This window comes from Henriciella sp. (genome assembly GCF_029936995.1).
Classification (GTDB): Bacteria; Pseudomonadota; Alphaproteobacteria; order Caulobacterales; family Hyphomonadaceae; genus Henriciella.
Genome location: NZ_JAPYRE010000007.1, coordinates 186,369 through 210,406 on the forward strand (window position 1 = coordinate 186,369; position 24,038 = coordinate 210,406).

23 protein-coding genes are annotated in these 24,038 nt (G+C 57.4%); 17 read left to right on the forward strand and 6 right to left on the reverse strand.

From position 1 onward, the window contains the following. Positions 1 to 60: 60 nt before the first annotated feature. Positions 61 to 411, forward strand: a complete 351-nt coding sequence (locus Q1K31_RS15005) for a DUF411 domain-containing protein (protein WP_300381270.1) — start codon at positions 61 to 63, stop codon at positions 409 to 411. Between the two features lie 143 nt (positions 412 to 554). Here the strand turns inward: Q1K31_RS15005 and Q1K31_RS15010 are convergent, their stop codons facing one another. From Q1K31_RS15010 to Q1K31_RS15030, 5 genes are all read right to left on the reverse strand, one after another. Then, on the reverse strand, positions 555 to 779 hold the full coding sequence (locus tag Q1K31_RS15010; protein ID WP_300381273.1) for a hypothetical protein: 225 nt from the start codon (positions 777 to 779) through the stop codon (positions 555 to 557). Between the two features lie 295 nt (positions 780 to 1,074). Further along, positions 1,075 to 2,433: a hypothetical protein gene (locus Q1K31_RS15015; protein ID WP_300381275.1), complete on the reverse strand. Its 1,359-nt coding sequence runs from the start codon at positions 2,431 to 2,433 to the stop codon at positions 1,075 to 1,077. After that, positions 2,430 to 3,944 (reverse strand): AMP-binding protein, encoded by a 1,515-nt coding sequence (locus Q1K31_RS15020; RefSeq protein WP_300381278.1) that lies wholly within the window; start codon positions 3,942 to 3,944, stop codon positions 2,430 to 2,432. The genes Q1K31_RS15015 and Q1K31_RS15020 overlap by 4 nt, the downstream gene beginning before the upstream one ends. Further along, positions 3,941 to 4,240, reverse strand: coding sequence for an acyl carrier protein (locus Q1K31_RS15025; RefSeq protein ID WP_300381281.1), 300 nt, complete (start codon positions 4,238 to 4,240; stop codon positions 3,941 to 3,943). Before Q1K31_RS15025 ends, Q1K31_RS15020 begins: the two co-directional genes overlap by 4 nt. Before the next feature lie 10 nt (positions 4,241 to 4,250). Beyond that, positions 4,251 to 5,096: a hypothetical protein gene (locus Q1K31_RS15030; protein WP_300381283.1), complete on the reverse strand. Its 846-nt coding sequence runs from the start codon at positions 5,094 to 5,096 to the stop codon at positions 4,251 to 4,253. A 560-nt stretch (positions 5,097 to 5,656) separates the two neighbouring features. Between Q1K31_RS15030 and Q1K31_RS15035 the strand changes: the two genes are divergently transcribed. The 16 genes from Q1K31_RS15035 to Q1K31_RS15110 all read left to right on the forward strand — a co-directional run bounded on the left by Q1K31_RS15035 (position 5,657) and on the right by Q1K31_RS15110 (position 22,400). Beyond that, positions 5,657 to 6,187 carry a hypothetical protein gene (locus Q1K31_RS15035; RefSeq protein ID WP_300381285.1) on the forward strand — a complete coding sequence of 177 codons (531 nt, stop codon included), beginning with the start codon at positions 5,657 to 5,659 and terminating at the stop codon, positions 6,185 to 6,187. Between the two features lie 64 nt (positions 6,188 to 6,251). Next, a complete protein-coding gene (locus Q1K31_RS15040) occupies positions 6,252 to 6,944 on the forward strand; it encodes a DUF4396 domain-containing protein (protein WP_300381288.1) in 693 nt (230 codons plus the stop codon). Positions 6,945 to 7,020: 76 nt separating this feature from the next. Then, on the forward strand, positions 7,021 to 7,707 hold the full coding sequence (locus Q1K31_RS15045; protein WP_300381291.1) for a MerR family DNA-binding protein: 687 nt from the start codon (positions 7,021 to 7,023) through the stop codon (positions 7,705 to 7,707). After that, a complete protein-coding gene (locus tag Q1K31_RS15050; protein ID WP_300381294.1) occupies positions 7,704 to 8,387 on the forward strand; it encodes a cytochrome c biogenesis protein CcdA in 684 nt (227 codons plus the stop codon). The genes Q1K31_RS15045 and Q1K31_RS15050 overlap by 4 nt, the downstream gene beginning before the upstream one ends. A 13-nt stretch (positions 8,388 to 8,400) precedes the next feature. Next, complete coding sequence (locus Q1K31_RS15055; RefSeq protein ID WP_300381297.1) at positions 8,401 to 10,848, forward strand: cation-translocating P-type ATPase; 2,448 nt, start codon at positions 8,401 to 8,403, stop codon at positions 10,846 to 10,848. Positions 10,849 to 11,013: 165 nt separating this feature from the next. Then, positions 11,014 to 11,574: a DUF305 domain-containing protein gene (locus tag Q1K31_RS15060; protein WP_300381299.1), complete on the forward strand. Its 561-nt coding sequence runs from the start codon at positions 11,014 to 11,016 to the stop codon at positions 11,572 to 11,574. 55 nt (positions 11,575 to 11,629) lie between these two features. After that, positions 11,630 to 12,988: an MBL fold metallo-hydrolase gene (locus Q1K31_RS15065; RefSeq protein ID WP_300381302.1), complete on the forward strand. Its 1,359-nt coding sequence runs from the start codon at positions 11,630 to 11,632 to the stop codon at positions 12,986 to 12,988. A gap of 148 nt (positions 12,989 to 13,136) precedes the next feature. Then, a complete protein-coding gene (locus Q1K31_RS15070; RefSeq protein WP_300381305.1) occupies positions 13,137 to 13,412 on the forward strand; it encodes a metal-sensitive transcriptional regulator in 276 nt (91 codons plus the stop codon). A gap of 58 nt (positions 13,413 to 13,470) precedes the next feature. Beyond that, positions 13,471 to 13,884 carry a hypothetical protein gene (locus tag Q1K31_RS15075; protein ID WP_300381308.1) on the forward strand — a complete coding sequence of 138 codons (414 nt, stop codon included), beginning with the start codon at positions 13,471 to 13,473 and terminating at the stop codon, positions 13,882 to 13,884. A gap of 73 nt (positions 13,885 to 13,957) precedes the next feature. Then, on the forward strand, positions 13,958 to 15,175 hold the full coding sequence (locus Q1K31_RS15080; RefSeq protein ID WP_290749238.1) for a TolC family protein: 1,218 nt from the start codon (positions 13,958 to 13,960) through the stop codon (positions 15,173 to 15,175). After that, on the forward strand, positions 15,172 to 17,016 hold the full coding sequence (locus Q1K31_RS15085; RefSeq protein WP_300381311.1) for an efflux RND transporter periplasmic adaptor subunit: 1,845 nt from the start codon (positions 15,172 to 15,174) through the stop codon (positions 17,014 to 17,016). The genes Q1K31_RS15080 and Q1K31_RS15085 overlap by 4 nt, the downstream gene beginning before the upstream one ends. 9 nt (positions 17,017 to 17,025) lie before the next feature. Continuing rightward, entirely contained in the window at positions 17,026 to 20,241 is a 3,216-nt protein-coding gene (locus tag Q1K31_RS15090) for a CusA/CzcA family heavy metal efflux RND transporter (protein WP_300381314.1), read from the forward strand. Next, a complete protein-coding gene (locus Q1K31_RS15095; protein WP_290749230.1) occupies positions 20,238 to 20,453 on the forward strand; it encodes a hypothetical protein in 216 nt (71 codons plus the stop codon). Before Q1K31_RS15090 ends, Q1K31_RS15095 begins: the two co-directional genes overlap by 4 nt. Before the next feature lie 94 nt (positions 20,454 to 20,547). Further along, positions 20,548 to 21,036: a copper-binding protein gene (locus Q1K31_RS15100; protein WP_300381316.1), complete on the forward strand. Its 489-nt coding sequence runs from the start codon at positions 20,548 to 20,550 to the stop codon at positions 21,034 to 21,036. 115 nt (positions 21,037 to 21,151) lie between these two features. Further along, the gene (locus tag Q1K31_RS15105) at positions 21,152 to 21,595 is read left to right on the forward strand and encodes a copper-binding protein (RefSeq protein WP_300381318.1); all 444 of its coding nucleotides are present in this window, start codon (positions 21,152 to 21,154) and stop codon (positions 21,593 to 21,595) included. Positions 21,596 to 21,644: 49 nt separating this feature from the next. Further along, the gene (locus Q1K31_RS15110; protein ID WP_290749222.1) at positions 21,645 to 22,400 is read left to right on the forward strand and encodes a class I SAM-dependent methyltransferase; all 756 of its coding nucleotides are present in this window, start codon (positions 21,645 to 21,647) and stop codon (positions 22,398 to 22,400) included. A gap of 136 nt (positions 22,401 to 22,536) precedes the next feature. On the opposite strand, the gene merA is transcribed toward Q1K31_RS15110, so the two are convergent. Further along, on the reverse strand, positions 22,537 to 23,988 hold the full coding sequence (gene merA, locus Q1K31_RS15115) for a mercury(II) reductase (RefSeq protein ID WP_300381322.1): 1,452 nt from the start codon (positions 23,986 to 23,988) through the stop codon (positions 22,537 to 22,539). Between the last annotated feature and the right edge of the window lie 50 nt (positions 23,989 to 24,038).

A 24,038-nucleotide genomic window follows, 5' to 3' on the forward strand; every position in this document is an offset into this window, starting at 1 on the left:
ACAGGCCAATGCTCAGACTGATACTGTTTACCCCCCTGGTGCGGCGGCTGCACGGCATGGGTGAATTATCTTCGGGACAATGGTTTCCACATCGTCGTGAGGAAACATGAAGAGCTAACACCAACCCGTACCCATCTCAGCGTCCCCGACGAACTGATGAGTTGCCATACCGGCGAAGTCTGCGGCTATATTGTCGAGGGCCATGTCCCCGCAAAGGAAATTAACCGCCTGCTGAGCGAGCGACCGAACGCTAGCGGGCTTTCGATTCCCGGCACGCCGTTGGGCTCCCCAGGCATGGAAACTTCTTATCCGCCCGATCTCTATAACGTGTTGCTGTTCTCCGACAAAGGCACACGGTCATACGCCATTTATGTCGGCACCAGCCCTGTGACTGAGCCGGACGGCTCATGAATTCCTCAGCCAGAACAGCAAAGGCTCACTGACAGGCGCCGGCGCAGTCGCATGCGCACAGGTGTCATAACCGGCACCGAAGCCCTATTGAAGGCCTTTTCAATGATCATCAATGAAAGCCTGGTGGCCCGCACATTGACCACTTACACCTTGCAGCTGTTTGACATCGAGGTGGGCTTCTTGTGCCTCTGCTCGCCAGAGGGCTCATCATCGCTGCCTTTGCCATAAATATCGCTGGCCACAGTATGATCGGAAGCATGTCCATGGTTCCCGCCATCCTGAAGATAGGCGGGATACTCGTCTTTGTGCTTGTGGCTTTGTGGGCGGTCGGTTTCAGCTTCCAGCCCGCTGAAAGCGGGTTCGCCCATTCCGGCTCCTCTGGCGGAGATTCTGGCCGGTGTTGCGCTTGCCATCCTTGCCTATAGAGGTTTCACGACCATAATGAATAGCGGCAAAGAAGTGCAAAATCCGAAGCGAAACGTCGGGCGCTCGATCGTGGCCTTACTGACTGTCAGCACGTTCATCGATTTTCGCCTGTCCAACCGTTCTCCCGGATCATCCCAACGATCTGTTCTTCGGACAATCGTTGTTTACGTATATGTCATCCTCTATGTGTCGAGGAGTCTGAAGATTCATGGCCGGAATTTCAGGGGATGGATCAAGTTATGGTAACGGCGAAATCGGCTGTTCGAAAGTCCCTCTCGGGCGAATCAGACGAACGTCTGTGCCATCGACCAAAACCTCTGCCGGCATTGGGTGGCTCAAAAATCCTACTGGACTTGAGCTTAACCCATATGCCCCTGACTGCAGAATTGCGATCATATCTCCCACTTGCGGGCTGGGAAGCACCGTTTTGCGACCGTAAGTATCCAGTGGAGTACACAAAGGTCCGACAATTTTTTGCTCCGTATCGCAAACTTCATTCAGTCGATTTGCGACAATGACGGGATAGTCTCTTTTGATGACTTGACCGAGGTTTCCTGACGCAGCGAGATGATGATGCATACCACCATCCGTAACCGTAAAATTCTCGCCCCGCGAGGCCTTCACTGTAGTCACACGAGTAGCAAAAAGACCTGACGGTCCCGCCAGAAAGCGCCCCGGCTCAATGACAAGCTTTAGCGATTTTAAGTAGGGATCTTCACGCATCCTCTCGAGCAGAACACGTGCTCCTGATGCGAGCGATCGCAGATCCAACGGCTGATCGTTTCGAAAGTACGGAATACCAAGACCGCCACCTAAGTCCAGGGTCTCGATCGGCACGCCCCCCTCGAGCAGGCGTCGAGCCAATGAAACTCCATAGTTCCACTGATCGAGAAGTGTTTCAACTTTTAGAATCTGCGTTCCTGAGAATATATGGAGGCCTTTGAGAGAAAGAAATCTGGCGCTGCCAAATTGGCTAATCGCTTCATCCAGTATCGATTCATCAAAGCCAAACGGCGTAGCACCGCCGCCCATACGCATCGCACCGCCCTGAACGCTAATGTCAGGGTTAACGCGGGCAGAAACCGCCACCTCCTTTTTCAATCTGCGAGATATTCTGTCTAATCGCGCAATCTCGTCAAATGACTCAACATGAATTTCACCGACGCCACGCTCGATGACATAGCAAAGCTCTTCGTCCGTTTTTCCGGGCCCTGCGAACAATATTCTATCCGTAGATACTCCCGCTCGCACGGCACGAATGTATTCGCCAGCAGACGCTATCTCCAGTCCCGAACCTTCGTCACAGAAAACTTCGAGCACAGCTGGATTTGGATTGGCTTTAACCGAAAAATACACGTCAAACTCATGCCCGATATGGTCCCGCAAAAGCTTTAGCTGCTGTCGCATCGTTTTGGCGCTGTAGACATATAACGGACTTCCAAATTGCGTCATCAAATCCGGCAGAGGGCATCCCTCAATACATAGAACACCACCTTCAACGCCCCAGTGCTCTGCGATCAAGCGCCGCTCAAGGGATGAATCTGGATGCGAACCTCTTGAAGTCTGAGCCTGAATTTTTGAGGACCTCCGGCTCATTTCCGCTCCTCGACGAGTTGTTTTATATTGACTTTCCCGTTCGGTGTTTGTGGTAACTTGTCGATCACCTCGATCTGCCTCGGGATCATATAAGGTGGCAAAACGTTGGAGAGCTGGCTCAATATTGCCCGAGTCTCGACCGGCTCGTCTGAAGTTGCAGTCGCTACGGCGTGCACCCTTTGCCCAAGAACACTGTCAGGTAGTCCAAAAACGCAAACGCTAGAAAACGCGCCCGTCATCATCAGAGCGTCTTCAACCTCAGTCGGGCTAAGGCGGTATCCTGATGTCTTGATCATGGAGTCGTTACGCCCCACAAAATATAGGTAGCCCTCCTCGTCGATACGCACGCGGTCGCCTGAGTAGCAAACCATATCGACCCCTGTATTAGGGGACTTCAACGGATTAGGCTTAATTACTTTTGCCGTAGCTTCGGGGCAGCGCCAGTAGCCCATCGACACAGTCGGTCCGCGATGGATCAGGATACCCGTTTCTCCTGGCTGAGCCAGTTCACCATCGTCGCGTAGCACCATCACCTCACACTCTGGAATAGCTTTCCCGATGGATCCCGGCTTTGAATCAATTTCGTTCGGTGACAAAAACGTCGATCTGAAGGCTTCTGTAAGCCCGTACATCAAAAAAATCTCAGTTTCCGGCAACCTCTCCCGCAGTCTGTCCAAGGTCAATTGCGGCACCGCCCCCCCACTATTAGTGAGAAATCTCAAACCCGGCAGTGGTTCCCGTTTCAATGAAGGTGCACTAGCGATTAGTAACGACCAAACAGTCGGCACTCCGGCCAAGCCAGTGATGTCAAACTCCCGGATCGCTCGCACAATATCCTCTCCAACGCGAAACGGGACTAAAACAATGCTAGCATTATTCGCAACGCTGGTTAGAAGCTGATTAAGGCCGTAGTCGAAGCTAAAGGACAAGACTGAGGCGAGACGGTCAGTGGGACCTATTCTCAGATAGCTGGACACAATTCGCGTACCCGCCAAAAGGTTTCGATGTGAGAGCATTACCCCCTTCGGAAGGCCTGTCGAGCCAGAGGTGTACAGGATTGCAGCCAAGTCTTCGCCGATCCGAACATCCACAGGCGCGGTGCTCCCTGCATCCAAATCCAGCTCGTCGACAAAAATAACTTCGCAGGTTTCAGCATCTACGACACTTGGTGAGAATGAATGAAATTTGTCTCTGGTGGTCAACAGAAAGCGCGCTTCACAATCCGTGAGAATATGAGCAACTTGCGGCCCTTTAAGCAGCGAATTCACCGGAACCACGACACCTTGAGCCACGCTTACGCCGAATATTGACCAGCACTCAGCTAGCACTTTTGGCAGGAAAACAACGCACCTATCGCCCGGCTTCAGCCCGCGTTTGAAAAGCTCAGCTGCAAGCGCGTTCGATCGCTTCCTAAATAGTCCATAGGATACCACTTCATTCTTTGCCAGGAGAGCGGCCTTATTTACGTCTTGCTCCTGCAGAAGAAGGTGGTGCAATAGATAGGTTTTCATCTCGATTGCTTCGATATGACGAGCTTGGAAAGTGAACGGAGTGTTTCCAAATTCTCTGGCAGGAAGTCTTCGTCCTCCATCTCAATATCAAATGTCTCTTCCAGAAAGCTCACGAGTTCGATCATGCCAAGGGAATCGATAAGACCCTCGTCCAGAAGCGGCGTCGCCTCATCAAAGGAAGTCTCGGCAAATGCCGGAAATCGCTCTAGAATAAAGAGCCCGATCTTCTCGCTTGCCTGCCTAGCTGCTACATCTGCACCGCTTTCTACTGTAGCTTTTACCTGCTTCTCGATCATTGTTCCCTCGCTAGATACCCAATACAGGGATTTCTGAATATAATTGGTTAATTTGACATGCCTGCCATTGACCTTTCACAAAAGCAGAAGCCTCTCCCCAATCAAAAAAAGAAGCGGGGGACTCCATGGAAACCGGAACAGTTGTTTCCAGAACCAAAATACCTCGCCTTAAGAGCTGTCGGGATATTCCGGGCAAATTGGCCGCAATCAGAGCTACGTCGGGACAGTAAATTATCTCTGCAGATTTCACAGCGCGTTTGCGTGTTTTGGGCCGCAGGACGATTGGGGAGACGGCAGACCGCGTTTGAATGCCTAAAACAATACAACCGAGCTTGGAGTGATCGTCTAACGCACGCATGAGCCTTGGGTCACTTGAAACGTGAGGCATCGTTTCTGCCTTTTGAAGTGCCGGAGCACCTTTTTTAAGCGCTTGAACAGGTGTCCAATAACCGAGCTGGCGGAGGCAATATTCAGTGTAGCCGAGCCCCCTCAACATCTGTTGCACTGGCTTGTTCGGGGTAAAGTCGGTGAAGGTTTTGGTTTCATCATTGCTAAGTCGTTTGAGAATAATGGGGGCAAATGCGCGGTATTTCTTCCTCACGTACCAGGATGAAAAGTTGATCTGTTGGTGGGAGCTCCACATTTCGGGTGCTCTGAAAGTAAGGAGGACGCCCTGCGCCTTACCGTCCTCGTCACAGGTGAGAATTCCCACTGGACCTGCGAAAGGGTCTCCAACAACTTTAGACCACCTCTGTAGTCCGGCATTCCAGAAGTCAGCATTGCGCTCGGGGAAACCTTCGCACAACAGGGAAACGGCTTCTTCCCAATTTCTCTTTGAAACTTCATGATACTGCATCGGCGAAGCATACCTCCAGTCATTGCCAGAAGAACCCAGATTGATCCATAATAGCTGGACACTTTATCCTTTTGGGCACAAATATATCGCCATTACGTTAATTTATAAAAACGCCGCGATTTCCGCCGAACAGTGATGTGTTGCTAAGTGGTTTCAGGGAGCAGAGCAGACGGCGGGCGTATTGAAAACGAGTTCATCGATATCAAAGCCTTAGCCCTGCAAACACATCGCTGGGAATTCCGGACCAAAGCAACGACACCAGCGTCGCACGCCAGCCCCTGCAATAGTCAGTTAACAACACGACTTCCGGGTTATCTCTGGCCAGAACATTCAGTAGAACTTACCGGAAAACCCTTTCATTGCATGTCGTCCTTACAGCGGCGCTTATGCCACTTGACTCCGTACCGTGGTACGGAGCTTAGGGTGCATCCTGAAATCAGAAAGACAGGCCGTGCGAAGGCCTCATCGCGACAAGGACGCAACAATTTTCAATACCGCGTCAACGGTAAGCGAAACTTCACCGGGCCGGCCGGGTCAGCAAGCTTCAGGAGAGGCAAGACATGAAAATGAGATTATCGAGCTCGAAATTAATGAAAAGCATGGTGGTTCCGCTGTGTGGATTTCTACTCTCACAGACCGCAACTGCCGAACCCAATAATGATACGGGGCAAGAATCCGTTGCCGATATCCTGGCGGCTGCCCCCGAAAGCGTCGCACGCCAGGCGACCGTCATATCGCGGGATGGAAAGGTACTCAGAAAGGGTGAGGGCGAATGGGTCTGCAGAATAGCGGGGCCGAGCGGCAATGACCCTGTTTGCACCGACTCGGAATTCCGGGCCTACCTGGACGCACGCACCAAAGGGAAACTACCAACAATCGAGCGTATCGGCCTTGCCTACATGCTTCAGGGAATGAGCTGGGATGGCATGTATATCCCCCCGCACGGCATGCTTATCGTTCCGGACAACGCCTACTTTCAGGGTTTTCCCACTGTCCCGTCCGGTGGGACACCCTGGGTCATGATGGCGGAAACCCCATACGCCCATCTGGTCGTACCGATGGGCGAGGGACTACCACATAAAACCCAGTGACGCCCTCAGGCCAATCGAGATCCTCATCTCCTCCACCGGGAGTCAGGACTGAAAGGATAAACTGATGACCATTCCCCTATGGCTAACGATAACTGCCTGGTCTGTCACAGGCATAGGTCTGTTCTGCGCGGCTATTATTCTCATTGACACCTATCTTGGCGGACACCGTCAGCCCATGAAAAGCTGGGAAGCGATATGGCCCATTACCGCTGTTTATGCGGGTCCGCTCGCACTGTTTGCCTACTACAAATGGGGGCGACCCGTCACAAAACACTGGCAGCAACGCAACGGTTCACCCCGTGAGCTAACCCTTGATGAAACAGCAGCCAGGGAAACTATTCCCGGGGGTGCTGCCTCATTTATTGGTCACCTCATCGCCGTCCCCATCGTTGTGGTCACAGGCATTACAATTGCCGGAAAAGGGGTATGGCCAATGATATTGCTGATCGCGGCTGTCGCGTTGCCAATACTCATAATCTTCGAGTACCGGGCGCTGACTCTGGCCGGGCAAATTCGTTCCACAGGCCGACGCTGGTGGGTTGCTACAAGACTTTCGACATTAGCCATCATCGCTTTCGATACCGGTATGGGTGCGACCATGTTGCTTGTCGCATTCGTACTTGGCTATCCACCGACCACGATCGCATTCTGGTTTGTGATGTGGGGCGGGCTCCTGCTGGGGTTTGCAACTGCCTTCCCCATGGTTCGCTGGCTCCTCGGGGCCGGTATAACGGCACCTGCAGAGACATCCACGTGAACCGAGCAGGAGTATGCCTGACAACTGGCGAGAGGCTAGCGACGGCGAACGACAGCAGGCGCGGTTCGGGGGATATATGATGAAACCTTTCACTATCGGCCAGGCAGCGAAAGCAGCAGATGTCAATGTGGAGACTGTGCGGTTCTACGAACGAAAGGGTCTGATCACCCAGCCTCTCAAACCCGAGAACGGCGCAATGCGCGAATATGACGACGAGACGGTCAGCCAGATCCGATTCATCAGGCAGGCACAGGAGATCGGCTTTTCATTGCGCGAAATCTCTGAGCTTCTTTCACTCCGCGCCGATCCAGGCGCCGACTGCTCCGATGTGCGTAGCCGTGCCATTGAAAAAAGAGCCGACGTGGAAGCGAAGCTCGGAAAGCTCATGCGTATGCGAACCGCGCTCGATGGAATGATCGCCAGCTGTCCCGGTGCTGGCAATGTAGAATGCTGTACGATCCTCGACGCGATGCAAGAGGAGCCGCCCCCCAGCGGCTCTGAGCAAATGACATCAGAGACACCATCAGAGAAGGCTCCGGATGAGATGAAGACGACCCTGTTCACAATCAACGGCATGCATTGCGATGGCTGTGCTCACACGATCGAGGCCCTGCTGTCTCGCGTAGATGGTGTACGCAAGGTCGAGATCTCCTTTGAAAACCGGCGCGCACGTGTTCTTCATGACCAGACATCAGCCACGACAGACGAATTGATCACAGTCATCTCCAAAGGGGGCTTTACCGCAAAGCCAGATGAGAAATGATCGAATCCAGCCTTACAGGCCTCGTCGTCATTCCAGCCGGCCTCGGCCTGATCGGATTTGTCGAACCGTGCTCCATCGGTTCAAGTCTCGTGTTTCTGAAATACCTTGAAGGCAAGAGTGCCGTTGAGAAGATCTTTGAGACAGCGCTGTTTGCCATAACACGTGCGGTCTTTATCGGGCTTCTGGGCATTCTTGCTGTGATCCTGGGAACCGTATTCCTTGAGCTGCAGCAAAGCGCGTGGCTTCTGCTGGGCGCCGTTTATGCAGGATTGGGCCTCATGCTGATGACTGGCCATGCACGCACATTGATGGTCTCGATCGGACCAAGCCTCAAAAAATTAAGTGGTGCACGAGGCTCTGCCGGGCTTGGCCTTCTGTTCGGGCTCAATATCCCAGCCTGTGCAGCGCCATTACTCTTCGCACTGCTGGCGGGCACAGCCGCCTCTGAGGAAGCAGGTGCACTGGCTGGCTTCCTGCCACTTGCCGTCTTCGGTTTCGCACTCTCGCTTCCGCTGATTGTCATCGTGCTGATCCCTGGCACAAGGGGGCTTCTAGACCGCCTTGCCACCGTCTCCGGACGTTACCCCGCAGTCGCAGGTCTTGTCCTTATTCTGCTCGGGGCATGGTCAATCGGTTTCGGTCTGTTGTTTTCAATGGACCCGGGAACCGCCACAGTATGAAAGGACCGCAATCATGACCACCGCTATCCAGAAGCTATCTGCGCCGTGGAGTGAAGAACCTGCGGAAAATCCGGGCCGCGCCCGCATCCGCGCCCGCATCGGCGGACTTCACTGTTCGCTCTGTACAGGCACAGTCGAGAAAGCTCTAGGCCGCCGCAAGGGCGTCGACAAAGTCTCGGTGAGTCTCACCCACGAACAGGCTCTGGTCGAATACGATCCACAGATTGCCGAACCAGGAGATCTTCTCCAGACACTCAAGGATATCGGGTATTCCATTCATGACCCCAACAAACTGCGCCCCTTCGAGGAAGAGGAACGTGAACTCGTCACCGAAGGTCGCCGGTTTCTCACCGCCACTGTATTCAGTCTCCTGTCCATCGCGCTGATTACAGAACCCGCTAGTGCCTTCTCGTGGCTTCTGCCAGTCTTGGCGACCGCCAGTCTCGTCGGTTTCGTTTTCCTGGTTTTGCGGTCACGTGGATTGTGGTGGGCAATAAGTGGCAGCGCGAGCCTTGGCGTCGTCACCTTGGGACTCCTCAGCCTGAAGAGCGCGGGGGCACTGGGCGGCACCACACCATGGATCGTCGGTGGGCTGGCTGCTACGCTGATCTTCGGCATCGCCCGACACATCCTGGTAATGTCGGTGCAGGCCATTCGCCGAGGCATCCTGAACCAGCACGTCCTTCTCGAAGCGGGGGCATTTGCCGGACTGGCGGGAGGCGTGATCGGACTTTTTCTCAATAGCCCGGGCTACCCGACTGCACCGTTTTTCGCCGTAACGGTTATGGTGGCGACCTATCACATCTTTTCTGAATGGCTTTCACTTATCGTGAAGACACGCTCCTCCCAGGCGGTCAAGCGTCTGCTCGACCTCCAGCCGGAGACCGCTCGTGTCAGGCGTGCTGGTCGCGACATAGACATGCCGATCGACGAGGTCGTTGAAGGGGACCTTGTGCGTATCCGTCCAGGCGAACGACTACCGCTGGATGGCGAAGTCGTCGAGGGTCGCTCCGCTGTAGACCAGTCCCTCGTTACGGGTGAACCGATGCCTGTCGAGCGGGGAATTGGCGACCAGGTCATCGGCGGCACGGTTAACGGCAACGGCACTCTTCTGGTGCGGGTGACAGCTGTCGGCAAGGAAAGCTTCCTTCATCGTGTCGTGCGTGAAGTGGAGGACGCACGTGCACTGAAGCCTGGGCTGCTTCACCTGGTCGACCGCGTTCTCAGCGTATATACGCCTTCGGTACTCACTATATCCGTTCTCTCCTTCTTAGGCTGGGCGCTGTTGCCTCAATTACTCGGGTTTGAGGCAGACCTTCAACGCGCCGTATTTGCGGGGCTCAGCGTACTTGTGATGGGCTATCCTTGCGCCGTCGGTATATCGGCCCCGCTCTCGATCGTCCGCGGCGCTGGCGTGGCAGCGGAGAAGGGAATCCTGATGCGCACCGGCGAGGCCTTTCAAGGCTATCGACTCGTTCGTCAGATCGCTTTCGACAAAACGGGCACGCTAACTGAAGGTCACCCGCGCGTCCATGAAGTCGAAGCGTTAAACGGGGACAGAGATGCACTGCTGACGCTCGCAGCTGCTGCGGAGGCCGCTTCAGAACACCCCCTTGGCGAAGCCATCGTCGAAGCAGCTTTCGAAGCAGGCCTGACTCCACCAGACACCGACGATTTTCAGGCGACCCCTGGAAAAGGCGTTATCGCGCGCATCGACGAGCAAGATATTCTGGTTGGCAGCCCGCGTTTCCTGGCAGAACACAATATCGACCTGAAACCTATAGATGACCGGATCAGCACCCTTGAGGGTATGGGACGCACGGTCATAACTGTCGCGCGCGATGGCCGTCTGGAGGGGTTTCTGTCATTTGGAGACGCACTCCGTGATGGTGCAGCTGAAACGATCGAAAAGCTACGCACAAGCGGCATACGAACCATCCTCATAACCGGGGACAATACTCTTACAGCCTCGCGTGTGGCCGGCGAGCTTGGCCTCGATGAGGTACATGCTGGCGTTCTGCCCGGAGAGAAAGCCTCCCTAATCCGTGATCTCCAGGAGCGTGGGCGTACAGCCATGGTCGGCGACGGCATCAACGACGCCCCGGCGCTCATGCAAGCCGATGTCGGCGTCGCCATGGGATCTGGGACGGACATCGCCATAGATGCCGCCGACATTATTATACTCAACAACCAGATATCCAACGTTTCTGAAGCCAGGGAAATCAGCCGTACCGGCTATCGCAAAATGCTTCAGAATGTTTCTCTGGCATTTCTGTTCAACGGGATAGGAGTCCCGGTTGCCGCGACAGGATTACTGTATCCTGTCTGGGCGATGATTGCCATGGCCGCCAGCGTGACCGCGATCTTCATCAATTCCCTTCGCGGTCAGCCGCACCTGTTCTTCAACGCAATCCTGAGTGTCGGCCAGCCAGAGCACCAATCAGGGAAACTCAAGGCCTGAAGTCCGCATCATTATTTCGGGTACACCTTCCTTTCAGGTCGCTTGAGATTTTACTCCAGCTTCATGTTTCCGGATCGTCTTCAATTCAGAAATTATCGGAACCCCCTGCGTATATCCTCCGTTAGTGGCTAAAATACCCCATGCCAGTATAAGGAGGACCTGAGAATGGAAATGAAAACCAGCTATTGGCGGTTTGCCGCGATGATTGCGACCTCAGCGGCCATAATGCTCGGGCTGATGTATCTGAACACCTATGCCTGGGACCATGTCCGCTGGAGCGAGACGCGCTTCTACATGGCCTTTATCATGGGTGCGGCCATGGCTGTCGTCATGCTGAGCTTCATGCTGAACATGTACAGGAATGGGCGGGTCAATCTTGGCATCTATGTCGGCGCGGCGGTCGTTTTCGTGTTGGCCCTCTGGCTCGTTCGCAGCCAGGCCACGGTGGAAGACCGCTCCTACATGGAGGCCATGATCCCGCACCATTCCATCGCCATCATGACCAGTGAACGCGCCAATATTGACGATGTTCGCGTGAGAAAACTCGCTGATGAAATCATCACCGCGCAGCGCCGTGAGATCAAGGAAATGGAATGGCTGATCTCCGATATCGCCGCGAACGGTCCGGCAGCAACCGAAAGCGAGGCCGCCACCCGCCCCGTGCCTGATTTCGAGGGCCAACTGGATCCCGTACAGCCCGCCGGAAGCAATGTTGGAGAGGACTAGTGCACTCGGTCTCCCCAGCCGGGAAAGTCCGAGTTTTACATAGGAGCCAAGCAGTATGCGACTCGAAAAGATCAAGACACCAGGCCTTTCCCACCTCTCCTACTTTCTGAGCGCCGGTGGCGAAGCTGCCATCATCGACCCGCGACGGGATATTGATGTCTACCTGGAGCTTGCCCGCAATGATGGCGCCGTCATCAAGCACGTTTTCGAGACCCACAGGAATGAGGACCTGCTCTCAGGCGCCCCTGTCCTGAGGACAGAAACCGGTGCACAGGTCTGGCACGGGCCCAACCCTGAAAAACCGATCCAGTACGCAGCTGAGACGCGGGAGGGTGACACGTTCGAGATCGGTGGCGCCTTGCTGAAGGTGCTCGAAACACCCGGACACACCGATGACAGCCTGTCCTATGCGCTTTATGACAAAAGCTTCGACGAGGCGCCCGTGGGCGTATTCACGGGCGACGCGCTATTTATCGGTGATGTCGGTCGGACGGACTTCTATCCCGAGCGGAGACGTGAAGTCGCCGGCCTGCTCTATGACAGTCTTGCAAAGCTTACAGCGCTCGGGGATCAGTGCCTGGTCTATCCGGCACACGGGGCCGGCTCGATCTGCGGTTCCGGCATGGCCGACCGGGAGTTCTCGTCGATCGGCCATGAGAAGCTTAACAATCCACGCCTGCAGATCGAGGACCGGGAAGCTTTCATCGACGCCAAGGTTGCCGAGAACCATTATATTCCACCCTACTTCCGGCGCATGGAAGAGGGGAACATGGAAGGCACCGGGGCCGCACCATCGGACCCGCAGCCCTCCTCCCCGGCCATGCTGCTCGATCCGGGCGATGCGATCTGCCTCGATGTTCGCGGTATTTTCGACTTTGCCGGGGGGCACCGCACGGGTTCGCTCTGCATCCCGCACGGCATGCTCGCCGCCTTTGCTGGCTGGTTGCTGCCAAGCGACAAACCCGTGCTTCTGGTCGCCCGCAACGCGGACCAGGCAGTCGATGCTGCTACGACGCTTCAGCGGATCGGCTTCGACAATGTGAGCGGATTTGTCAGCGGCACAATGCCCCTGGCGGTCAAGAATGGTCCGCTCGAAATGCTGGATTTCGTGGACACTGAAACGGTCGCCTCGCGCGTGGACACCCCCCCGGCTGGCTGGACCCTGCTCGATGTGCGCACGATCGACGAGTACGAAAGCGGCCACATCATGAACAGCCGCCATGCCTATGTTGGCAAACTGCCCGATGCGGCCGACGATCTCGATCCGGGCCAGCCCGTCACCGTCATGTGCGGGACCGGCGCTCGCGCCACCATCGCAGCCTCCCAGCTCATGCGGAGCGGTTTCTCCAGGGTCGATGTCTATATCGGTTCAATGAAAGCATGGACTGCCGCGGGAAAACCGACCTGTTCATAAATCCATTGAAGCGCTTGGCTTCGGGACTTCCCCCTAATTTGTCCTGGAGCCTTGCGTTTTCCCGGGCCCGGGACGCGATACCGCTGCAATCAGGGTTGGATCGAACACGTTTCTTTTCCATATAATACCCTGACAGGGGTATTTGACGATGAAATCAGACACAAGAGACGCCGCCATTCGACGACTGTCCCGGATTGAGGGTCAGGTTCGCGGTGTATCGAAAATGGTCTCCGACGACCGCTACTGTATCGACGTCATCCGCCAGGTGCAGGCCATCAAGGCCGCACTGGCCGGACTGGAGCACACGATACTTGATGACCACATCGCCACCTGCGTCGACGAAGCTTTGACAGGCAGCGATGTGACCGAGCGGCGCGACAAGGTCGAGGAACTGGTTGCGGTTCTGGGCGGACGCAAGAAGTAACAGTATACCCCTCTGGGGTATTGACTTGCTGAGGCGCCTGGCGTATAGATGATCTCACATGCAACTCATGATGCGCCTTCTGATAATTGTGGCGGCCGTACTGGTGACGGCCCAACCCGTCATGGCGTGCCCCTTGATGCTGGAGTCGGCACAACAGGCTTCTGTAAGCCAACATGCCGAACATCCCTGCACGGAAATGATTGCAGGACAGCGCATCCAGGTGCCGTCCGACAGCCCGCTTCAATCTGACTGCCCGGTGGGCAATGATTGCGGCCCGATGCTGATCCAGGCGCAGGTGGACGCTAACCCGACAGCGACCGCAGCAGAGCCCGCCCAGGTGTTCGCCGCTGTTCTTGCCGATCCACCGGTCGCCTTCCGCCCGGAAAGGACGGTTTTCAAGACCGGCCCGCCTCCGGCGCCCGATCTTCCTCTCTTTACGCCCGTTAGCCTGAAACAGCGTCTCCTGAATTGAGAGCGATGATTTCTGGTGGCCTGAAAGCCACCCGGACCATCGTTTCAGACAATTCAGGAAGACCCGTTTCATCATGTCAAAAATGTCCAGGAGCCTGCTGGCGACCGCGCTTGTCTCGGTTGTGCTGGCAAAAGGCGCCCACGCCCAGAGTTTCCAGGATCTGGAATCCCGTCTCAGGGGCCACCCCAGCCTAACAGCCCTTGGCTATGAAGCCGAAGCCGGCCGTGAAAGAGCTATCGCGGCCACAGCCCTGCCGGATCCGGTAATTTCGGTCGGCATCAACAATTTCCCGATCTTCAGTCCGTCATTCGACAGCTACCTGCCGACCAACAAGGCGGTCGGCATCCGACAACAGTTTCCAAACCTCGCGGGCCGTGAAGCCCGCGCCGGTGAGGCCCGTGCGATGTCGGCACAGACCGAGGCGGTTCGCGATGCCCGATACGCGGCATTGCGCGCTGAACTGATCGTCCTTCTCGCTGACAAGAGAAGAATAGCCAGACAGAGAACCCTCGCCGAAGCGCGAGATGCCAAATATGACGAGCTTGTCGACATTGTCGAAGCAGAAATCGATGCGGGCCGTCCGGCCGTCTACCGCCTTGCCGAAATTGAAGGCGAACGGGCAGAAGTGTCCCGGACGCTTGTCGATCTTGATCGGCAGGAAGCCGAGACCGATGCACAGCTCGGTGATCTCGTTGGTCTTGTGCCGTCGTCCACCCGTGTTCCACCGCTGGCTGAGAGAGACTGGTCAGGCGCGGCCCTTGAGTTTCACACCGTGCGTGTTGCCGATGCGGCGGTCCGGGTTACCGATTACGGTGTCAGTGAGGCCCGCTCGGCATGGCAGCCGGAATGGGGCGCCGAGGTCACCTACCAGCAACGCGATGAAGGTGCGATGTTCGCCGGTGATGACTGGGTCTCCGGCAAGGTGACATTTACGGTCCCGCTCTGGGCTGAAAAGAAACAGGCTCCGAAACTCCGGGCCGCCAGGGCTGAACGGTCGGCCGCCGAACAGCGTTACCAGGCCGCCGCGCGAAATGCAGCGGCGCAATATGCGTCCAGAGATGCGATTATCAGGTCAGCCGCTTCCAGTATCGAAGTCCTGCAAGGCAAGATCTCCGCTGTAGAAGACGAGGTCCAGGCCCAGCTGATCACCTATGAATCCGGTGTTGGCGGCTATGCGCCGATCATCGATGGCGAGATCGCCATTCTGAAACTCCGTGCGGAAATCGAAGCTGAAAAGGCCCGCAAGGCCGCTGCGACCGCGCGCCTCAACGCGCTCCTGGTGACACAATGAGAAAGACATTCCTGATAATGGGTACCGCATCGGCTGCCCTCTTGCTTGCCGCGTGCGGGGCACCGGGTGGCTCGCAAGGCGGCCAGGGTGAAAAGCCGAACGCCTCCAGCGAGACGCAGCAATACACCTGCCCCATGCACCCCCACTATATCTCGACCGATCCGGACGGCACCTGCCCGATCTGCGGCATGGACCTGGTGCCTGCCGACAAGACGCAGGAACCGGCCAGCTCAAAAGGGGAAGTCCTTTACTACAAGCATCCCATGGGCAAGCCGGACACGTCGCCCGTTCCGAAAAAGGATTCCATGGGCATGGATTATATCCCGGTCTATGCCGATGACACCGGCTCGGGCGTGGCGGTCTCGCCGGAAATGATCCAGACCATGGGGATCAGGACCGCGCCGGCCGAGACCAGGGATTTCAGCCGGGCACTGCGAGCCTTCGGCACAGTCGAGACCAATGAACGGCTGGAGAATGTTACCGTATCGCGGCTCGAAGGCTGGATCGAGGATCTGGCGGTCAATGCCGAGGGCGACGCGGTACGCCCTGGCAGCCTCCTCTACCGGGTCTACAGTCCGGACCTCATCGCCGCGCAGAAGGATTATCTGAACTCGTTCAGGATCGGCAACGAAGCGCGTATCGCGTCGGTCCGCCAGCGCCTGCGCTCTCTTGGCATGCAGAATGCGGCCATCGACCAGCTGACCGAAACACGCCAGGTCATTGAGCGTGTCCCGGTCTATGCGGAAGCTGGCGGCACGGTTGCCGAGCTCCAGGTTCGCAATGGTGACTATGTCAAACCCGGTACGCCGATCTTACGCCTGCAATCCTATGCTGGCGTCTGGGTCATTGCCTCTGTGCCCGAGAGCGATTTGCCGCTGGTCGATACAGGGATGCCGGTAAAGCTTGACTTTCCAAGCGCGCCCGATGCCCCCGGCAAGGGCCGGGTCGACTATATCTATCCGACAATCGACCCGAAAACCCGCACGGCCGATGTCCGGATCGAAGTTGACAATGCATCAGGCTATCTTCGCCCGGGCGCCTATGCAGACATAAGCCTGAATATCGGTGGCCGTCCGCGGCTTTCGGTTCCAAGTGAAGCCATTCTGCTTGGTGGTGAGGGCGCCCGTGTCGTCATCGCCGAAGGCAATGGCCGCTTCTCCGGACGCGCTGTACGCACCGGGGTTTCCGCCAATGGCCGAACAGAAATCCTGTCGGGCCTGGAAAGCGGCGAAGTGGTCGTCGCCAGCGGCCAGTTCCTGCTCGACAGCGAAGCGAACCTGAAAGAAGGCCTTTCCAAGCTGGAGGCTCCGGAAGCAGGCCCGGCTGGCCCGGAAACAACGCTCTCCGATATACCGGTGGATAGCGAAGCCCTGGCTAAAATCGATCACTTTACCGACATGGCGCTCTATTTCCACGAGGCGCTGACGGATGGGTATGACATCGATCCGCTGTTCGTGGACCCGGCCCTCGCCCTGGCACCTGTGCTGAGGGACCGTTACGCGAACACGAAACTGGCGCCGGTCATGGATGCTTCGCAAACCGCTCTGGCCGCCGCACAGGACGCCACTGACCGCGAAGACCTTGCCACGCAACTCTCAGACCTCGTCGGGGCCCTGACGCCCTGGCTGCTCGAAGGCATGCCACAGCATTACCGCGATGCCGGCCTGGTGCTCTACCGGGACACCGCAACGGATCGGTACTGGCTGCAGGAGGATGGCGCACCAGCCAATCCTTACAGCGCAGATGAAGCAGAGCGGATCGACTGGCCGGATCCGATGGCTGGCATGTCGATGACGACCGAAGACGGCGAGACTGGCACTGACCAGGCTACTGAGCAGTAGAGGACGGACATGACTGAGCATAATTCAAGAGACCTCGCCGGGCACGACCCCTCGAAATCATGGGTAGCCAAACTCATTTCATGGTCTGTCTATAATCAACTCATTGTCCTGATGCTGGCCACCGCGCTAGCCGTGACGGGCTGGATGGCCATCCAGCGAACGCCGCTGGATGCGGTGCCGGACCTGACGGATACACAGGTCATCATTCGCACCGATTTTCCGGGCCAGAGCCCGCAGATCGTCGAGGACCTCGTCACCTATCCGCTATCGACAAATCTTCTCGGTCTGCCGAGGACGAAGGATGTGCGCGGCTCATCCATGTTCGGCACCAGCTTTGTCTATGTCATCTTCGAAGATGATGTCGACATGTACTGGGCCCGTTCACGCGTCCTTGAAGCCCTGTCCCGGCTGGGGTCCGAACTGCCGGAAGGCGCCGTACCGCAGATCGGACCAGATGCGACCGGCGTTGGCTGGGTCTATCAGTATGCCCTGGTCGACAAGACCGGCAATACCGATCTCGCCGAGCTGCGTTCACTCCAGGACTGGTTCCTGAAACTCGAACTGGCCGGTGTGGAAGGGGTCTCTGAAGTCGCTTCGGTCGGCGGTTTTGTCCGGGAATACCAGGTTCTCCTCGATCCCAATCGCCTGCGAAGTTACGACCTGTCGATCACCCGTGTCCGTGATGCGGTCCGCGCAGCCTCAAGTGAAGTCGGTGGCCGCGTGCTCGAACAGGGTGAAACGGAATATGTCATCCGCTCATCAGGCTATGTCGATGACAAGCTTGATCTCGAACAGGTCGTGGTCAAGGCGGAGGATGGCACCCCCGTCCAGCTGAGCGATGTCGCCCGGATTGTCGAAGGCCCGGCCCTCCGGCGCGGCATTGTCGAACTCAATGGCGAAGGGGAAACCGTGTCCGGCATCGTAGTGATGCGCGATGGCGAGAACGCGCTTTCGGTGATCGAACGTGTAAAGGAGAAACTTCATAGTCTCCAGCGCGGGCTGCCGGACGGCGTCGAGATTGTCACTGTGTATGACCGCGCCCCCCTCATCGAGGGTTCGGTCGATTATCTGAAAGACAAGCTGATCGAGGAAGGGATCGCGGTCGCGGTCGTCATCCTGATCTTCCTCCTGCATGTGCGGTCGTCGCTGGTTGCCATCATCACCTTGCCGCTTGGTGTGCTCGGCGCGTTCCTGATCATGTCCTGGCAGGGTGTCACCGCGAACATCATGTCGCTTGGCGGGATCGCCATCGCGATCGGTGCCATGGTCGACGCCTCGATTGTGCTTGTCGAGAATGCCAGCCGGAAACTGGCGGATCTGGGACCGAAACCCGATCCGAGAGTGCGCCGCCAGGCGCTGGTCGAGTCCGCGCAGGAAGTCGGCCCCGGCATATTCTTTTCACTCCTGATCATCACGGTCTCCTTCCTGCCGGTCTTTGCCCTGACCGGTCAGAGCTTCAGGCTCTTCAGTCCGCTTGCCTATACCAAGACCTATGCGATGGCCTTCGCCGCCATCCTGTCGGTGACACTTGTCCCGGTCCTGATGCTGCATCTCATGCGGGGGCGCTTTCGCCGCGAGGAAGCCAATCCGCTGAACGCCTTCTTCGTCTGGGCCTACAAGCCGCTGCTCCATCTTGCCCTGAGGTTCAAATGGATCACGATCGCCCTTGCGCTCGCGCTGACGGCCAGCGTCATCGTGCCCGTCCAGAGGATCGGTTCGGAATTCATGCCGGCCCTTTATGAAGGCGAGCTCCTCTACATGCCGACCACCCTGCCCGGCGTGTCATCGACCAAGATGCGGGAGATTCTTGGCCAGACGAACCGCGTCATCAAGACGGTGCCGGAAGTCGAGCGTGTCTTCGGCAAGGCCGGGCGCGCCGATACGGCAACCGATCCGGCACCGCTCACCATGATCGAGACATGGATCAAGCTGAAACCAAAGGAGGACTGGCGGCCGGGCGTGACCGTCGAGGACATCACCGATGAGCTCGATGCCAAGCTGCAAATGCCCGGCCTCGTGAACTCATGGGGCTATCCGATCAAAATCCGTATGGACATGGTCTCGACCGGTGTGCGTACACCCATCGGCATCAAGGTCACCGGAGACGATCTGACAGAGATCGAAACCATTGCCCGGGACATTGAAGCGGCCGTTTCTGACGTACCCGGAACGCGCTCGGCCTTCGCCGACAGGGTCATGGGCGGCAAGTATCTAGAGATCACGCCGGACCGGGGCGAACTGGCCCGGCGGAATATCGACATGGCAGCCTTCCAGTCCGTGGTCCAGACAGCCTTGGGCGGCATGACACTCTCCCAGTCTGTCGAGGGCCGGGAACGCTATGACATCATCCTGCGCTATGACCGGCCATTTCGTGAGAGCGCCGGAGACCTGGAAGAGATCCTCGTGCCGGCCCCTTCCGGCGCCCACATCCCTCTCAGCGAACTGGCGGACATCTCCTATACGGAAGGCCCACCAATGATCCGTTCGGAGAATGCCCGGCTGACCGGATGGGTTTTCGTCGATATCGCAGACCGGGATATGGGCAGCTATGTTGCAGACGCCAGACAGGTTATTGCCGACACAGTGGACCTGCCTGCCGGTTATGCGGTGGAGTTCTCCGGCCAGTATGAACAGATGCAGGAAGCCAATGCGCGGCTGAAAATTGCCATTCCAGCCGCGATTGCCCTCATCTTCCTGCTTCTGATGCTGCATTTCGGTCGGCTCGACCGGACGCTGATCATCATGGCCAGCCTGCCATTCGGCCTGGTCGGCGGAATGTGGGCCGTCTGGCTGGCAGGCTACAATCTGTCCGTTGCCGTGGCCGTCGGCTTTATCGCGCTTGGCGGCATTGCTGTCGAGACGGCCGTCGTGATGCTGCTCTATATCGACGCGGAAGTCCGCAAGGCGGACCCTTCTGACAGGACCCAGCTTTTCGCCGCCGTCAGCAAGGGCGCGGCCATGCGCGTCAGGCCCAAGCTGATGACGGTCACAACCATCTTTGCCGGTCTTGCGCCGATCTTCCTGACCGACGGCCTCGGGTCGGACGTCATGCGCCGGATTGCCCTGCCCATGCTTGGCGGCATGGCCTCAACCCTCATCCTCTCCCTGATCGTGATCCCGGCCATCTACTACATCCGGGTCGGGCTGCAGATTCCATCAGATTTACCCCAGGCCGAACCGGATAACCGGTCCAGCTCATCCACCCCCGAAGGAGAAAGACAATGACCAGACACCTACTCAAAATACCGCTTTTGATTCCACTGCTGCTGAGTGGCGCCATGCTGCCGGCGGGCGCACAGGATCGTTCACCAGACAGAATGATGATGGACGGCGGCATGATGGGCTGCGGCCTGTTCGGCATGATTTTCATGCTGCTTGCTGTGCTCGTCCTCGTCCTCGGGATCGCTGCCCTCATCAAATATCTGAGGTCGAAATAACAGCCCCGCATCCATCCACCCTATCCCCCCGTCCGGGCGCGCATCGGGGGCATCTTCTGAAAGCCGCGCCAGACAACCCACAAAGGAAGAAACGATGAAAACCCTCGTCAAAAAGACAACCGTCACAGGCGCGATCCTCGGAATGGCCCTGATCGGCCCGGCGCTCGCCCAGGAAGCCGGCATGAAAATGGACAAGATGAACCACAAGGACATGTCCGGCATGAGCTGCTGCGGCGACATGGCGCCCGGCTTTGGCGTCGTCAACAGCGTCGATCTCGATGCCCGAACCGTCAATATTTCACACGATCCGATCAAGAAGATCGGCTGGGGTGAAATGACCATGGATTTCGACGTCGGAAAAATGGTCGCGCTCGATAAATTCGAGAAAGGTGACAATGTTCATTTCATGCTCAAGGAAGACCAGAGCGAAAACTATGATATCGCCATGATGATGCCGATCGGCGGCGATCCGGATGCTTTCAAGCAATCCATGATGTCGATGATGAAAGGTGGCGACATGATGGGCTGCGACGGAATGGACGGAAACGGGTCCATGTCCGGCATGTCGGGCAAGGACCATTAGGACGCCGGTCACTAGCCGATCATCTGTCTCGATCGGAACAATTGTAAATCCAGGTTCCGGCCGCGCTCAGCGGCCGGATGCCTGCGTCTCCCGATTTGTTCACCAGGAACTCCCTATGATTCATAGAGTTCTGATTACCGCCCTGTTGTTAGGTGCCGTTACCCTGACAGCCTGCAGCGACCCCGAAAGCCCAACGCCGGCAGCATCCGGCCCTGCGGACCAGACCAGGCCTGAACCGCTCGAACAGGCAGATGAAGCTATGCCCGGCGATACCGGGCGGGCCATGGGCACGATCACATCCCTTGATCGCGACGACGGCCGGGTCACCATCGACCATGGCCCCTTCGAAGGCATCGCCATGGGCGCGATGACCATGAGTTTCGCTTTAATGGGCGACGCTGAGCTGACGGACCTCTCTGAAGGCGATGACGTGGTCTTCCGGGTCAAACGGGGCCGGGACGGTTCTCACCGCATCATGGAAATCTGCAGCATTTACGCGAATGGCCCCGGCTGCCCGGATCTTGAAACGCTTCATCGGGACATCCCTCCAGGTCCGTAAGGCGGCATGCTCCGACACCGTTCTCTGACGCGCAACAGGAATGACGACAATGACAAGAACAAAAATAGCACAGACCCTGAAAGAGGATGGTTTGTCCGGCGTGGTCCGCCGCGTCCATGCCGGCCTGATTTTCAGATATCATGAGACATTCAACTCAAGGTTCGACACGACACATGCGATCGACACAAGAACCTCCGTCGCGCTCGAAACGCTTGATTTCGAGCATCAACACAAAGCGCACGCAATCGACTATGAACCGACCCCTATAAAGCTTGTCGAAGCTCTGCTTAAACCCAGTCGTGCGCGTGCCAGCTCGACGACATTTCTGGATCTGGGCTGTGGCAAGGGACGCGTTCTGATCAAGGCGGCGGAACTTGGATTCGATCGCCTGATCGGCGTGGAATTTGCTGGCGAAATCGCTGAAGCTGCCCGCTATAACCTCGGACAGGTTTTCAGATCATCTCCCGGGATTTCATGGACGATCATCAGTCAGGATGCGGCCACCTACAGTCCGCCCGAAAGTGACCTGATCGTTTTTCTGTATAATCCTTTCACCCAGCCCGTCATGGAAGGGGTCGTAAACTGGATAGAAGCCCATATTGATCGCGGCTATCGCGTCGAAATCATCTACTACAATTCACAGTGCCGATCCTTGTTTGATGACTGCAACCGGTTGAAAGTGACACCGTTTCCATGGCTCGTGAAACTCCAGCTGCGCTTCCTGAGCTGGCACGCTGCCGTGAAATATCTTTCCGTCGCAGGCGATAGGGATGAATCATATCGAGGAACGGGGCGACAAGTCTGATTGATCCGCCTCCCCGGAAACCCCCGGACCTGCCTCTGTGCCGAACCTCGAGTGAACGGGTCGCCCGGACATCCATGACAGGGACGTCACCTGATCTGGCAGGACTGGCGAGACCTCCTTGTGTTTAAAATTGGTCTCAGCCTGCGCAGCACGAAAGTTTCGCCACGTCCTTGTCGAAAGTCTGCGCCGCCAGCTTTAGCCCTTCAACAGTTGTCAGGTATGGGAAGATCGTCTCGCCAAGCGCCTTGGTTGTCATACCGAACTTCAACGCCATGGCGAGCGTCTGGATCGTGTCAGACCCTTCGGGTGCCGCGATCTGGCCGCCCAGCAGGCGGTCGGTCTTCGCATCCGCGACCAGCTTGATGACGCCGCGGGTATCGCGGGCGGCGGCGGCGCGTGCCACGTGGTCCAGCGTCAGCACGCTGGTCTTGACGTCATGACCGGCTGCCTTCGCCTGCACCTCGGAGAGGCCGACGCCGGCGACCTGCGGATCGGTGAACACGACCCAGGGCATGGCAGCATTGTCATAGCGCAAAGCCTCAAGACCAAGCGCATTATTGACCGCCACCTTGGCCCCATAAGCCGCCATGTAGACGAACTGATCGCGATCGGTGACATCGCCCGCCGCCCAGACGCCCGGCCGCGTCGTGGCCATGTCGGCGCCGACCTTGATCGACCCGCGCGCATCGGTCTCGATGCCGAACTCGCGCAAGCCGAGGTCTTCGGAATTGGCCACCCGGCCTGTGGTCGCCACCAGCCGCTCTGCGGTTAGGGTTTCGGGCGTTCCACCCCGTTCGATCGTCAGCGTGACGCCGCCATCGCCCTGCACCACCGAGCGGTAGGCCAGGTCAGTCTCGACCGCGATGCCCTCCGCTTTCAGCGCTTCGGTCAACACCTCGCCCACTTCCGGTTCAACGCCGGATAAAAGACGCGAACGCGTGACCAGTGTAACCTTGACGCCCAGCCGCGACGCCATCTGCGCCAGTTCGCAGCCAATATAGCCTCCGCCCAGGACCATGATGCTTTCGGGCTGATCGGGCAGGCTGAGAAGGTCCCAGGAATCGAGCGCCTCCACGGTCTCGATCCCGTCAATTTCCGGCAAGAAAGGGCGCGAGCCGGTGGCGATCAGAACCTTCGGTGCAGCGATGATCCGCCCGCCGACTTCGATGCCGCCTTCGACCAGGCGTGCGGCACCTTCCTCGATATAGGTGACATTCTCATAGGAAGGCAGCAGGTCGATGTATTTTTTCTGGCGCATCTCGTCGACCAGATCGGCCGTGCCCTTGACGACCGCTGACCAGTCCACGCTGTGCGCACAGGGCTCGATGCCCGGAAACCGTGCTGCCAATGTGCCAGCATGCACCGCTTCGCCGGCCCGTATCATCGCCTTGGACGGCACGCAGCCGACATTGACGCAGGTACCGCCGATGGTGCCATGCCCAACCATGGCCACGCGGCTGCCGGCCTCGGCCGCGCTAATCGAAGCCGAAAACCCGGCCGAGCCAGCACCTACGACAATGATGTCATAGCTGTCGCCGCTGCTTTCATTGGCGGAGCAGCAATCGCCTGTCATTACGGTTTGATCCATTGTTTCTTCCTTGGCTTAAGATTCGGTCTCGCAACGCGGCCTCGATCAAA

What these genes read in the sequence shown, in the direction of transcription:
- Q1K31_RS15010 (WP_300381273.1), bottom strand. Translation starts at nt 779, where the DNA reads ATGGGCGAACCCGCTTTCAGCGGGCTGGAAGCTGAAACCGACCGCCCA.
- Q1K31_RS15015 (WP_300381275.1), bottom strand. Translation starts at nt 2,433, where the DNA reads ATGAGCCGGAGGTCCTCAAAAATTCAGGCTCAGACTTCAAGAGGTTCG.
- Q1K31_RS15020 (WP_300381278.1), bottom strand. Translation starts at nt 3,944, where the DNA reads ATGAAAACCTATCTATTGCACCACCTTCTTCTGCAGGAGCAAGACGTA.
- Q1K31_RS15025 (WP_300381281.1), bottom strand. Translation starts at nt 4,240, where the DNA reads ATGATCGAGAAGCAGGTAAAAGCTACAGTAGAAAGCGGTGCAGATGTA.
- Q1K31_RS15030 (WP_300381283.1), bottom strand. Translation starts at nt 5,096, where the DNA reads ATGCAGTATCATGAAGTTTCAAAGAGAAATTGGGAAGAAGCCGTTTCC.
- Q1K31_RS15035 (WP_300381285.1), top strand. Translation starts at nt 5,657, where the DNA reads ATGAAAATGAGATTATCGAGCTCGAAATTAATGAAAAGCATGGTGGTT.
- Q1K31_RS15040 (WP_300381288.1), top strand. Translation starts at nt 6,252, where the DNA reads ATGACCATTCCCCTATGGCTAACGATAACTGCCTGGTCTGTCACAGGC.
- Q1K31_RS15045 (WP_300381291.1), top strand. Translation starts at nt 7,021, where the DNA reads ATGATGAAACCTTTCACTATCGGCCAGGCAGCGAAAGCAGCAGATGTC.
- Q1K31_RS15050 (WP_300381294.1), top strand. Translation starts at nt 7,704, where the DNA reads ATGATCGAATCCAGCCTTACAGGCCTCGTCGTCATTCCAGCCGGCCTC.
- Q1K31_RS15055 (WP_300381297.1), top strand. Translation starts at nt 8,401, where the DNA reads ATGACCACCGCTATCCAGAAGCTATCTGCGCCGTGGAGTGAAGAACCT.
- Q1K31_RS15060 (WP_300381299.1), top strand. Translation starts at nt 11,014, where the DNA reads ATGGAAATGAAAACCAGCTATTGGCGGTTTGCCGCGATGATTGCGACC.
- Q1K31_RS15065 (WP_300381302.1), top strand. Translation starts at nt 11,630, where the DNA reads ATGCGACTCGAAAAGATCAAGACACCAGGCCTTTCCCACCTCTCCTAC.
- Q1K31_RS15070 (WP_300381305.1), top strand. Translation starts at nt 13,137, where the DNA reads ATGAAATCAGACACAAGAGACGCCGCCATTCGACGACTGTCCCGGATT.
- Q1K31_RS15075 (WP_300381308.1), top strand. Translation starts at nt 13,471, where the DNA reads ATGCAACTCATGATGCGCCTTCTGATAATTGTGGCGGCCGTACTGGTG.
- Q1K31_RS15080 (WP_290749238.1), top strand. Translation starts at nt 13,958, where the DNA reads ATGTCAAAAATGTCCAGGAGCCTGCTGGCGACCGCGCTTGTCTCGGTT.
- Q1K31_RS15085 (WP_300381311.1), top strand. Translation starts at nt 15,172, where the DNA reads ATGAGAAAGACATTCCTGATAATGGGTACCGCATCGGCTGCCCTCTTG.
- Q1K31_RS15090 (WP_300381314.1), top strand. Translation starts at nt 17,026, where the DNA reads ATGACTGAGCATAATTCAAGAGACCTCGCCGGGCACGACCCCTCGAAA.
- Q1K31_RS15095 (WP_290749230.1), top strand. Translation starts at nt 20,238, where the DNA reads ATGACCAGACACCTACTCAAAATACCGCTTTTGATTCCACTGCTGCTG.
- Q1K31_RS15100 (WP_300381316.1), top strand. Translation starts at nt 20,548, where the DNA reads ATGAAAACCCTCGTCAAAAAGACAACCGTCACAGGCGCGATCCTCGGA.
- Q1K31_RS15105 (WP_300381318.1), top strand. Translation starts at nt 21,152, where the DNA reads ATGATTCATAGAGTTCTGATTACCGCCCTGTTGTTAGGTGCCGTTACC.
- Q1K31_RS15110 (WP_290749222.1), top strand. Translation starts at nt 21,645, where the DNA reads ATGACAAGAACAAAAATAGCACAGACCCTGAAAGAGGATGGTTTGTCC.
- merA (WP_300381322.1), bottom strand. Translation starts at nt 23,988, where the DNA reads ATGGATCAAACCGTAATGACAGGCGATTGCTGCTCCGCCAATGAAAGC.